We start from the raw sequence: 12,269 nt of genomic DNA on the forward strand, positions 1-12,269 counted from the left end.
AAATCACTTTTCAAATTCCAACAGGCATTTGTCCGTTTAGATATTTTTTACAAAGACGCACAGTTTCATTGGACCATTGGTCTCCAAGACTTTGAGCCATTTCTGTTTGTGCGTGAGAACCATTCCAAGCCATCATTTGAATGCGGCGTTGCATGATAAAAGTCGGGATCATTTCATATTCTTCAGAATGAATATGACCTACGCGCTCGTAGCCTTTTAACCAGTAATCAACCCAATGAGGTGCATTTGCATAATGTTCATTGAAGCTAATTGCAGCGGCGAGATCATGCATAAACCAGCTCATTCCGCAGTCATCAAAATCGATCACACCGATACGTTCTTGTTGTAGTAATAAATTGGTTAAACGCAAATCGGCATGAATCAGGCCATAGCGCTCTTGGGTTTTGCCAAAGAAATTTAAATCTTTCGAAATCTGTGCAATCGCTTCTTCAATCACGCCGTGATCTTGTGGTCTTAAATGAGGTGCATTTTTCCAGTTTCCCCAGTGACCATCTGCACCGACCATGGTTTCATGGTTCCACACAATACGTTGAAAGTTTTCAGGCGCTTGCCATGTCTTACTATGTACGTGCAGCTTTGCGGTAATTTGTCCTAATTGTTCAAATGCAGTGGGGTCAACTTCAACAGTCGGCATATCGCCCTCAACCCAGTTGAAAAGAACTGCATAACGATAAATATCATTCGATAGTTTCAAGGTAATTACGCGTTCACCCGACTGATCTGCAATCGCAACAGGAACTTGAATACCACTCGCATTTAAAGCATCTAACCATTCAAGCTCACTTTGTATATCGAGTTTGCTGTGATAGTTGGGACGGTGAATTCGAAGTGCATATCGGGCAGACCCAGTTGAAACTTGATAGGTTGCATTTTCAGACTGACACAGTAGTTTGACCTGTCCTTGATAGTCTGATGGATATTGCTTAATTGCTTGTTCTGCCAGTATTTGTAATTGAACTTGGCTTAAAAATTCATTTTGTTCTACAGACATAACCCATCTCCTCAATTTAATTTTTAAACACGTTTCGTGTTGAGATGCCGTCGATCTTATAAAAGAAAAAATGAATCAACTTGACTTCAAGTGGTCGGGGAGATGTTTTGCTGTCAAGTTTTATGAATATCTTTTGCGCAACTATTGGTGGTGTAAATTTAGTCGATAAGGCATACGACAATGAAAGAATCTGAATTAAGCGTAGATGTTGGTGCTTTACAACAGGACGCAGAGTATTTTGCAAAACGTCAGTTAAAAAAAGGGGCAGTAGGTTGGTTACTTTTAGTGGGGCTAGGTGTTTCTTACGTCATTTCGGGTGACTTTGCGGGTTGGAATTTTGGGTTGGCACAAGGCGGCTGGGGAGGACTCTTTATTGCAACAGTCATCGTCGCGTTTATGTATCTCTGCATGAGCTTTGTGATGTCTGAGATGTCAACGATGTTACCCACTGCTGGCGGTGGCTATAGTTTTGCCCGTGTTGCATTTGGTCCTTTTGGAGGTTACCTCACAGGAACTGCGATTTTAATTGAATATGCAATTGCACCTGCCGCGATTGCCGTTTTTATTGGGTCATATTGCCAATCACTCTTTGGAGTTGGCGGCTGGGCTGTTTATTTAATTTGCTATTTAGTTTTTATGGGCATTCATCTGAAAGGTGCAGGTGAAGCGCTTAAAATCATGTTTGGAATTACTGCAGTTGCTTGTATAGCACTGGTCGTATTCATTGTCGCGATGCTTCCACATTTTGACAGTGCGCGTTTGTTTGATATTCCAGTCAGTTCTCATGCAGGTGCGAGTAGCTTTTTACCATTCGGCTATATGGGAATATGGGCCGCAGTACCTTATGCCATCTGGTTTTTCCTTGCAGTTGAAGGGGTGCCACTGGCAGCCGAAGAAGCAAAAGATCCAGTACGTTCTTTACCACGAGGTTTGATTGGTTCAATGTTGATATTGGCATCGTTTGCACTTTTAATCTTATTTTTGGGAGCAGGCGCTGCGGGTTCAAATGCTTTAAAAAATTCAGGAGCACCTTTAGTTGATGCACTCATTGCGGTATATGGTCAACACACATGGTTAGCAAGCTTTGTTAACTTTGTGGGTCTTGCGGGTCTTGTCGCCAGTTTCTTCTCAATTATTTATGCCTATTCGCGCCAGATTTTTGCATTGTCACGTGCAGGATATTTACCAAAAAACTTATCACTTACCAATGAAAATAAAGCGCCATATTGGGCCATTATCATTCCGGGCATTATTGGCTTCTTACTTTCTTTAACAGGTGAGGGTGACTTACTCATTTTAATGGCAGTATTTGGCGCAACCATTTCTTATGTGTTGATGATGCTTTCACATATCAAATTACGTTTGTCTCGCCCCGAATTACGACGCCCTTATAAAACGCCTGGTGGAATGTGGACGTCTTGCATAGCCTTGATTCTTGCTGCTGTTGCTGTTGTGGCAGGGTTAATGGTAAATCCAAAAGTTTGGTTATTGGCCGCGCTGATTTATGTCGGATTTATACTCTATTACTTGTTATATAGCCGTCACCATTTAGTGAAAGGTACGCCTGAACAAGAGTTCGCTATGATTGATGACTGAGTTTGATTGCAATAAAAATAAAGAGGCTTCGGCCTCTTTTTTAGCTTTTATAAGTTATATCTGGTTCATGGAAGCAATTATTTTCACTCTAAACAAAGTTTTATTGAAATTTGTCTGATTGTGAAAAGAGCGACTTCAAGACCAATTTATTGCACTAGTCGAGTACGACCAACACAAGCGTGATGGAAAAAACTCAATATGTATATTGCGACTTTGGGGTAAAGCGATAGGCACTTACGGTGCCTTGATCGCTGCAGCCAAGTGCTGATTAATTATTTACAGAGCCGCGCACATACCTTTACTTTTACTACTACTACAGATCGTGAGGAGATGGTTGGAATTGATGGGGGTGGCTTAAGGTCGTTAAGGGTTGATCTTGCCACGTCGTGCATCCACGACATAATTGCCATCCACACAATTAATTGATATCAGATTACCACTCTCATCAACATAGTCAGCATTTAAAACCGAAGTACATGGATGTTGTTGCAGTCTCAGCGCACTAGCCACAGCCTCTAATATTTCGGTCTGAGTTGCAGCACGCTCGGTGGGCATCTTTGGCATTTCAGCTATTTGATTGGCATTAAAATAAACATTTTGCGTAAAACCGAGTAATTGACCAAGTAAGGCTTGAGACAATTCTTGTTGGGGCTGCGCATTAACATTGCTCATCAGCATTGCTGAAATAAATCCAAATAGGCAAATGCGCGATTTCATTTACCTTTAACCTCACCTGTTAGAGGCAACACTTGATAGCTTTCCCCGCCAGCACACTTCACCGATATTTTTGAACCATTGGCATCTAGTGCACGAGCGTCAACCACACTATTGCAGTTTTTACCACGAACTCGAACACCAGCCGCCACACCATTATAAAGTTCAGCTTTCGTCAACGGATGTCCTTTAGGAAATTGAGGCATATCCGCTGCTTTTTTTATACCTACAAATGCATTGTATACAAAAGCTCTCAAGCCCAAGTGAGTTGCATCCATAGGGGCTTCCTCGGCGTGAGCAGTAGATACCAATAAAAAACCTGTAAGTAATGCGATAACGTTATATTTCATATAAATAATTCTTGTAAAGTGAGTCGAGTGAATACTCACATAAACGCTTTTTATAGTCAAGAAAGTTGAACGTCACTTTATTAGTTTTCTTCTAATAAAAGAATAACTTAATAGTTTTTTAAGTGCGCTGCATAGTGAAGAGATAGGGTTGAAAATTTGATTGAGAAGACGAGGCTTATTAAAGCTTAGTTCCTCATGTTAATGCCTTATTTATTTTAAGCTTGCTTGTTCAGTTCAGATGGTAAATGCTGCGCCAAATAATCAATTGCTAGCCGGGTTTTGAGTGGCATAAAGGGCAGTGTAGGCCATACCAAATGAATCGGAAAAGCAATGCTCGACATGGTTTCTAATACTTGTACGAGTTTACCATCCTGTAATTCATTTTGAATGAGCCAATCGGGTAGCCAAGCGATACCTGCTCCAGCGAGCACTGCATTTTTAATGGCCTGTAAGTCGTTTAAAAGAAGTTTTGCTTTGGGCTTAATAAATAAAGGCTCGCTATTTTCCTTTTGAAGTTGCCATTTTTTTATTTGACCAAAATGCGGATCGGCAATCGTGGCGTGATGGTCTAAGTCCTCAATATGTTCTAGGGGACCTGCTTCATTTAAATAGTCAGGTGAGGCACAAAGTAGCATTCGATGCTCACCAATCGGTTTGGCAACGAGCTGAGTTGTATCAGGCAGTGCCCCGATTCTTATACATAAATCAAAACCTTCTTCGACCAAGTCTACAGTTCGATCATTAAATGAAATTTCGAGCTGTAAGTCCGCATACTGCTGAGCAAATTTAACCATGAGCGGGGCAGCAAAGAGTTGCCCGAATAGCACTGGCACAGACATTCGCAAACGGCCTGTTGCGTTAATTTTCCCTTGGTCTAATAGTGCTGCCGCATTTTGTATTTCACTTAATGCTCGGCGGCTATGTTCATAAAACAAAGCACCTTCATCAGTCATGCTAAGCGAACGTGTTGTTCTTTTAAATAAAGCAACGCCAAGCTGATCTTCAAGGCGAGCAATATTTTTACTAATGGCTGAGCGAGTTAAATGCAATTGCTCGGCAGCTTTCACAAAACTTCCAGCTTCAACCACAGTCACAAATATAGAAATTGCACTTAACTCATGTTGCATAATTGTTGCCTAACTGGAACCAATATAGAGAAATAATATCACCACTGTTGAATTTATTGTGGAGTTAATATGGCTTGATCAAAAACTTGGAGATGGTCATGGCTAAAATATTGGTATTAAAATCCAGCATTATGGGTGAGGGTTCACAAACCAATCGCCTCATTGATGTAATGCTTGAACACCGTAAAGACCAAGGTTTACAAGATGACATCACCATACGCAATTTAGCTGAAATGAACCTGCCTGTATTAGATCTGGAAATTTTTCAAGCGCTGCGTGGGGCTGACAATAATAATCAAGACATTCAGCAGATCGTTGCTTTGTCTGATGAATTAATTGCTGAATTAAAAAGCGCTGACTTATTGGTCATTGGCGCACCCATGTACAACTTAAATGTGCCTACTCAACTCAAAAACTGGTTTGATTTAGTGGCACGAGCAAGACAAACATTCCGCTATACCGAAACTTATCCTCAAGGTTTGGTTGAAGAGGTAAAAGCGGTGGTGGTAAGTAGTCGGGGCGGTATCCATGTCGGCCAAGAAACTGAGGTAGTCACGCCTTATCTCAAAGCTGTGTTAGGGCTAATGGGCATTCATGACGTCGATTTTATCTATGCAGAAGGCTTAGACATGCAGGCTTATCGCAGCAACGCTTTAGATTTGGCAAGCCAGCAAGTTAAAGAATTCGCCATTTAAAATCATGAGCTGAAACTCTTGTACCTCTAATTGATCACAAGAGTTTCTAAGTTTATTTAAATCACATTTCTAAGTTCATTTGCCGTGTTGCGTAGCAATGGCAATATTTGCTGAACCAAATAATCTTCTTGTACGCGGTTGGTTTGAGACATACAGTTAAGTGCTGCTATGGCTTGACCTTGTGCATTAAAAACGGGCACGGCAATCGCAATCACACCAAGCTCATGTTCTTCTTTAGAAAGACAATAATCTGATAACGTAATGCCCTTAAGCACTTCAAAAAACTTTGACTCATCTACAATGGTAAAAGGGGTTAAGCGCTTTAAACCATAAGTTTTTACCCATGCATGCTGAGCTTCTTCAGGTAGTGCTGCCAGTAAAACTTTACCTGTAGACGTGGCATGGGCAGGGAGACGGTTTCCTAAATGCATGCCATAAGGACTTACACGTAAATTATCTTGCTGCGGTAAATAACTACGGGCAATCGGCACGACTTCGTTATCGTCTAACACCACAATTGAAAAAGTCAGGGATGTCTGCGCGCACAAAAGATTTAAAAATGACTGGGCAACTTTAGGCAGGTGGGCAGAGCTTAAATAAGAACTCGAAAAGCGCAGCACGCGATGAGTGAGCCAAAAGTAATGTTCATCGGTTTCTAAATAGCCTAAGTATTTTAAAGTTTTTAGGTAACGCCTTGCCGCTGTACGACTAATACCGGTTCGCTCAGCCACTTGAGTCACATTAAGCCGTTGTCGGTCTGTTCCAAAAGCTTCGAGTAAAGCTAAGCCTTTTGCTAACCCTGCAATGTAGTCATCTTGACGAATTTTCTCATGCGAGTTCGGGTGCTCTAGAAAAGCATCGAGAGAAGGCATCCTTTCATTCCTGTTATTTTGATTGTTTCTGTCCGCTATTCGGACAAACTAAATGATAAACGGTTATTTTCGTCTTGCATACATAGTGAACAAAACTTAAAGCCAGTAATTTAAAAGTCAGGATGAAACAAGGATGAAGTTATGGATATTTTAAAGACACAGGTTGCAATTATTGGTTCTGGACCAGCAGGGTTATTGCTTGGGCAGCTTCTATATAAAGCTGGGATCGATCATATTATTGTTGAGCAACGCAGTGCTGAATATGTGGCTTCACGGATTCGTGCAGGAATTTTAGAGCAAGTTTCAGTCGACTTACTGAAACAAGCAGGCGTTGACCAAAACTTAAAAGAAAAAGGATTACCACATTCGGGCATCGAAATCTTAACCAATGGTGAGTTACATCGGGTTGATCTGGCCGCACTGACAGGTGGTAAACAAGTGACCGTATATGGTCAGACCGAGGTCACCAAAGATTTAATGACTGCGCGTGAAGCAGAGCAGCTCACTTCATTTTATGAAGCTCAAAATGTACAAGTAAAAGATTTTTACACTGCACCAAAAGTTGAGTTTGAGTACCAAGGTAAAGTTTTTCAAATTCAGTGTGATTTTATAGCAGGGTGTGATGGTTACCACGGTGTCTGCCGTGCCAGCGTGCCTCAAGATAAAATAAAGACCTTTGAAAAAGTTTATCCGTTTGGCTGGTTAGGGGTGTTGGCAGATGTCCCACCTGTAGCCGATGAACTCATTTACGTACAATCAGAACGTGGTTTTGCTTTATGCAGTATGCGTTCAGAGACACGTAGCCGTTATTATTTGCAAGTGCCTTTAACAGATCACGTCGAAGACTGGTCAGATGAAAAGTTCTGGGATGAGTTAAAAAACCGCCTAGACCCTGAAAGCCGTGAAAAGTTGGTGACAGGACCTTCTATTGAAAAAAGTATTGCGCCGTTACGTAGCTTTGTGACTGAACCAATGCGTTTCGGAAAACTATTTTTAGCAGGTGATGCTGCGCATATTGTTCCACCGACAGGAGCAAAAGGCCTAAACCTCGCTGCATCTGATATTGCTTATTTATCAAGTGCACTCATTGAATATTATGCCGAAGGTTCAGAGCAAGGTATAAATGAATATTCTGAAAAATGTCTACAACGTGTATGGAAAGCAGAGCGTTTTTCTTGGTGGATGACTCATTTATTGCATCGCTTTGAAACTGAAAGTGAGTTCGATCACAAGATTAAACAAGCCGAGTTAAGTTATGTACTGGGTTCAATTGCAGGTAAAACCACATTAGCCGAAAACTATGTCGGTTTGCCTTATGAAATTAAGCAAATTGATAGTTTTAAGCATGCAAGCTAAAGACTAAATAAAAATAAAAAGGGCATGAAAATGCTCTTTTTTATATAAGAATTTAAGTAGGATGTAATAGATTAAGAGATATGGTCATACTAAAAGTAGCCCCGATACTTTTTGAAATATAGGGCTACTTATCAATTCACCTAAAGTTTACTCAGCGGTTGCTGTAACTTGATGATTACTGATTTGCGTTGATTGCTGAGATTGAATAGGTTTAATCACTTGTGGATTAGAGTTACTCCATGGAGTATAGGCCTCTGTCAAAATATGGCCTGTAAGACTCGTTAAATCACTAGATTGAACCTCAGCATTGCCTTGACGTCCAAATAATACAACTTCATCACCCGCTTTGGCTTCTGGAATATCTGTTACATCAACCATAACAGTATTCATGGATACTCGACCAACCACTGGCGCTTTTTGTCCATTGACTAAGACAAAAGCTTTATTACTAAAACTACGACGGTAGCCATCCGAATAACCTACAGGCAAGTTTGCGAGTTTAGAATCACGTGTCAACGTATAAGTTTGGTCATAACCTACAGTTGAACCTTTAAGGTAATTATTAACTGCAGCAATTTGTGTTTTAAATGTCATCATGCGTTTAAATTCAGGGTGATTAGGAAAATCTCCATAAATAATTGCGCCTGCACGGACCATATCTAAATGTGATTCAGGAACATTTAAAGTAGCAAATGAATTTGCTGTATGTAATGTTAATTCTTTACGATTCAGTTTGGCTTTTTTAATCAACCATGCTGTTTGTTCATTAAATTGAGCTAGGCGCTCACGAACATATTTTTCATCTTCTACAGCATAATGGGTCATAATGCCGTCAATTTTAAGATTTGGAAGCTTAGTGATTGCAACAGCTTGTTCTTTACCTTGAGCTGTAGACATTTCAAGACCATTACGATCCATACCACCCGAATTTAAAGCCAAGCTATAATGAACAGTTGTATTGTTCGCTTCTGCCCATTTAGAGATACGGGCAGCCTGATCATAATTACCCAAAAGCTCTTCGATATTTAACGCATGTGCATTGATGATTTCACTATCAGTTGCTGTACGTAAACGTGTAATTTTGCCTTTATAGCCATGCTTACGCACCATCGCCGCTTCTGCATTACTGGTGATGCCAATACAAGACACATTTAATTTCATAACACTCGGCATAAGTAGATCAATACTATGCCCATATGCATTTGCTTTCATGACTACACAAAGTTGTGTTTTGCCATTAAGTAATTGATTTGTCCTTTTAATATTATCTTCAAAAGCTTGAGTGTCAACTTCAACCCATGCATTTGCTGTAGGTGCAGGGCTGACTTCATTTGTGATATGAGACGTGAGTAAAGGTGCAGCATGGGCAAATTGTATGGAACCGAATAATACCAATGCACAGCTATAAGCGAGATGCGAAAAATTTGTTTTAAGTTTCATGAGTTTTTTAATCGTTCCTGGCTGAATATGATTTAACGCTGGGTGGGTTTTTATGGTTAAGTACAGAGATATAATTAATTTAAAATGTCACACGATTTGGTCGTAATAATACTTTCTCCTTAAAATATTATAGTCAGTGTTAAGTAAAATTTAATTTTGCTTAAACTGTATTCATAAAATACAAATGTGATTTTAAATAATCTTAATTAAATCTAAATATACATTTGTGAAAAAACAAGAAGAAAAATCATTATATTTTTTTGAATGTTATTTTTTTAATCTAATTATTGGTGATATTTTTAATAACAATTTTTAAAATATAACATTTGGTAAATAATTAACTTTATTATTAAAAGGGGTTTTTTATTTTTATTATTTATTAATTATGATTTTTTTATCATTCGGTAAAATATAAAAAATATATGGAGGTAAACATCCGAAACTTTGTTTTAGGGCATATGAAATATTAAAATTATTATACTTATCATATGTTTATATTTTTTATTAAAATTATTTAGAAATTTTTGGTTATATCGTGACAAATTTTTATGCATCAAATGTCATATTTAATAGTTTTTAATTAATTAATTTAAATTTTATAAATGAAATATTAATTAGATTGAATAAATAGTTGAGTATTATTTAACCTTGGAGGTGTGGTTATGGTTTTGTGTAATAAATCGACGAATTGGCCTTATCTTGTTTTTTTAATTAAATTTGTTGTTTGAAATTTTGATTAAATTAAAATTTTATGTTTATTTTTAAATCAGGAAATTTTATTAATATTTTAGTTTTTATTAAATGGGTGATTTTATATTGAGAGTTTTTAAATATAAGATGGTAGGTTATTTTTTAAATTACTCAAGAAGTTTTGGGGTTTTATTGACCATACTATTCTAATTCTACAAGGCAGTAATATTGGAGGACGGATATTTAGTGTTAGGGCAAATCCTCAATTCCTGTGTAAGAGTCAGTACAAAATATGAATTTTTATCTTAAATAAGTGTCTCAATAAATATGATGTAATGATTAAGCTATGCTGTTTTCCTTGATAAACAGATGAGTCAAGGGAAGTTTTCCGAAGCCAGAGTATGCGTGCACACACGAATTTTTATGGAAAAGTTGAATTGAAAAAAGCGGGGAATAGGACGCGTTTTGCTTAAAAGATCAGCATTAATAAAAGCTTTTGTCACATTTTTTCAGTATATTGCTATTAATTTCTTTATTTATAAATTCTAAGTTTGTATGGAACAGGACCAAGCTCGCATACCTAAATATATTCCTATTCGCGATGCGATTGCCCATGATATTGAATCGGGTGTATTAGAAGCCCACGCAAAACTCCCATCAGAAAGAGTGCTGTCTGAACAGTTCCAAACCACTCGTGTGGCTGCACGTGAAGCTTTACTGGCTTTGGAAACTGATGGCTTGATTTATCGCTTAGACCGCCGTGGTTGGTATGTTCGTTCTCCTCGCATTATTTATCACCCGCAATCGACAAAAAACTTTAACCAGTTTGTGATTGAACAAGGCTATGAACCTTCTACAGAAGTAATTTCGAGTGAACTTACGCAAGCTACTTCTTGGGATGCCAAGCATTTAAAAGTTGAAAAAGGGCATCCGATTTATTCAGTTTGGCGACGTCGTTGTATTAATGGACGACCTGTTTTGGTTGAGCATTTACGGGTGAATGCCGAACTTTTCCCTGAGTTTTTAACTCATGATCTCAAGCAATCCATTACTTTACTGATGGCAAATCAATATAACTGCCATATCACCAGAGCTGACATTAACCTGTATCCAACCGCTTTATCGGAACAACAGGCTAAAGCACTGCATGTGAATGTTGGCGCACTGGGTTTATATATTTGCCGTAGCAACAGAAATGAAGAAGGCGTAATTACCGATGTTGACCAAGAATATTGGCTACATGATGTTTTAGATTTGCACTTCGAAGCGCGAGCATAAAAATGCAATCTGGTTTAAACCAGATTAATTAAACTGTCATATAAAGCTGTTGAAATACGATCATCAAATAATTGCATTCGATGGTTTGCAGATGAAACAGTACGTTCAACAGACAATTAAACTCGGTACTGCATCAGTTTTAGGTGTAGTGGTCGCTATTCAAATGGGATGTTCATCAGCAACATCAAAACAATCAGAAGAAATTACAGTCTATACGGCAGTGGAAGCCGACCAGCTTAAGCAATACCAAGAGGAATTACATAAAGCCTATCCTGAACTCAAAGTAAAATGGGTACGTGATTCAACAGGTGTAATCACCGCTAAACTTTTGGCAGAGCAGAAAAACCCACAAGCAGATGTGGTTTTTGGTGTGGCTTTAACCAGTTTGCTGGTCATGGAAAAAAAAGACATGCTTGAGCCTTTTAAACCTGAAGGCATTGAAAATTTAAAACCAGAATTTGTGAGCCAAAAACCTGTACCAACGTGGACGGGTATGGATGCATGGGAATCTGCAATTTGTGTCAATAAAGTCGAATTAGAAAAACGTAAGTTACCGATTCCAAAAACTTGGAAAGATTTAACCAACCCGATTTATAAAAACCTGATTGTGATGCCAAACCCAGCCTCAAGTGGAACAGGCTATTTGGATGTCACAGCTTGGATGCAAATTTGGGGTGAAAAGCAGGCATGGGACTATATGCAGGCTTTGGATAAAAACATTTCACAATATCCTCATTCGGGTTCAAAACCTTGCAAAATGGCAGCGCAGGGTGAAATCCCAATTGGTGTTTCTTTCGGTTATCCGGCATTTAAATTAAAAGCAGAAGGTGCACCTTTAGAAGTGGTTTATCCATCTGAAGGTTTAGGCTGGGAAATGGAAGCCTCAGCGATTGTGAAAGCAACGAAGAAGCTAAGTAGCGCACAGAAATTTATAAACTGGTCGGTAAGCAAAGCGGCAAATGAAGCCTATGCCCATAACTTTTCAATGGTGGCTTATAAAGGCATCGAAAATACGACCATGGACTTCCCGAAAAATCTTCCTCAAATGCTCGTAAAAAATGATTTTTATTGGGCGGCCGAGCAGCGTGAACGTATTTTGGCTGAATGGTCAAAGCGTTTTGAAAAGTGATCTTTTGGAT

Annotated in this window: 11 protein-coding genes; 5 read left to right on the top strand and 6 right to left on the bottom strand. The window is 38.8% G+C overall.

Annotated features, from left to right (window positions below; translation table 11 throughout):
• Positions 1 to 10 precede the first annotated feature (10 nt).
• On the bottom strand, positions 11 to 1,012 hold the full coding sequence (locus B554_RS0107775; RefSeq protein WP_019457618.1) for a phosphotransferase enzyme family protein: 1,002 nt from the start codon (positions 1,010 to 1,012) through the stop codon (positions 11 to 13).
• A 180-nt stretch (positions 1,013 to 1,192) separates the two neighbouring features.
• Between B554_RS0107775 and eat the strand changes: the two genes are divergently transcribed.
• Complete coding sequence (gene eat, locus B554_RS0107780; protein ID WP_019457619.1) at positions 1,193 to 2,608, top strand: ethanolamine permease; 1,416 nt, start codon at positions 1,193 to 1,195, stop codon at positions 2,606 to 2,608.
• 363 nt (positions 2,609 to 2,971) lie between these two features.
• Here the strand turns inward: eat and B554_RS0107785 are convergent, their stop codons facing one another.
• The 3 genes from B554_RS0107785 to B554_RS0107795 all read right to left on the bottom strand — a co-directional run bounded on the left by B554_RS0107785 (position 2,972) and on the right by B554_RS0107795 (position 4,799).
• Positions 2,972 to 3,286, bottom strand: coding sequence for a hypothetical protein (locus B554_RS0107785; RefSeq protein ID WP_227501326.1), 315 nt, complete (start codon positions 3,284 to 3,286; stop codon positions 2,972 to 2,974).
• A gap of 35 nt (positions 3,287 to 3,321) precedes the next feature.
• Positions 3,322 to 3,672 carry a hypothetical protein gene (locus B554_RS0107790; RefSeq protein WP_019457621.1) on the bottom strand — a complete coding sequence of 117 codons (351 nt, stop codon included), beginning with the start codon at positions 3,670 to 3,672 and terminating at the stop codon, positions 3,322 to 3,324.
• A gap of 215 nt (positions 3,673 to 3,887) precedes the next feature.
• Positions 3,888 to 4,799: a LysR family transcriptional regulator gene (locus B554_RS0107795; protein ID WP_019457622.1), complete on the bottom strand. Its 912-nt coding sequence runs from the start codon at positions 4,797 to 4,799 to the stop codon at positions 3,888 to 3,890.
• Between the two features lie 98 nt (positions 4,800 to 4,897).
• On the opposite strand from B554_RS0107795, the gene B554_RS0107800 reads away from it, so the two are divergent.
• On the top strand, positions 4,898 to 5,494 hold the full coding sequence (locus B554_RS0107800) for an NAD(P)H-dependent oxidoreductase (protein WP_019457623.1): 597 nt from the start codon (positions 4,898 to 4,900) through the stop codon (positions 5,492 to 5,494).
• Between the two features lie 56 nt (positions 5,495 to 5,550).
• On the opposite strand, the gene pobR is transcribed toward B554_RS0107800, so the two are convergent.
• Complete coding sequence (gene pobR, locus B554_RS0107805; protein ID WP_019457624.1) at positions 5,551 to 6,366, bottom strand: IclR family transcriptional regulator PobR; 816 nt, start codon at positions 6,364 to 6,366, stop codon at positions 5,551 to 5,553.
• Between the two features lie 141 nt (positions 6,367 to 6,507).
• On the opposite strand from pobR, the gene pobA reads away from it, so the two are divergent.
• Positions 6,508 to 7,722, top strand: a complete 1,215-nt coding sequence (pobA, locus tag B554_RS0107810; RefSeq protein WP_019457625.1) for a 4-hydroxybenzoate 3-monooxygenase — start codon at positions 6,508 to 6,510, stop codon at positions 7,720 to 7,722.
• Between the two features lie 147 nt (positions 7,723 to 7,869).
• On the opposite strand, the gene alr is transcribed toward pobA, so the two are convergent.
• Complete coding sequence (alr, locus tag B554_RS0107815; protein WP_019457626.1) at positions 7,870 to 9,162, bottom strand: alanine racemase; 1,293 nt, start codon at positions 9,160 to 9,162, stop codon at positions 7,870 to 7,872.
• A 1,245-nt stretch (positions 9,163 to 10,407) separates the two neighbouring features.
• Between alr and B554_RS0107820 the strand changes: the two genes are divergently transcribed.
• Together B554_RS0107820 and B554_RS0107825 are read left to right on the top strand one after the other, a co-directional pair.
• Positions 10,408 to 11,130 (top strand): UTRA domain-containing protein, encoded by a 723-nt coding sequence (locus tag B554_RS0107820; RefSeq protein WP_000434318.1) that lies wholly within the window; start codon positions 10,408 to 10,410, stop codon positions 11,128 to 11,130.
• Positions 11,131 to 11,221: 91 nt separating this feature from the next.
• Entirely contained in the window at positions 11,222 to 12,259 is a 1,038-nt protein-coding gene (locus B554_RS0107825; RefSeq protein WP_019457627.1) for a putative 2-aminoethylphosphonate ABC transporter substrate-binding protein, read from the top strand.
• The last annotated feature ends 10 nt before the right edge of the window (positions 12,260 to 12,269 follow it).

The sequence above is a fragment of the Acinetobacter sp. GG2 genome, assembly GCF_000292385.1.
Taxonomy (GTDB): domain Bacteria; phylum Pseudomonadota; class Gammaproteobacteria; order Pseudomonadales; family Moraxellaceae; genus Acinetobacter; species Acinetobacter seifertii.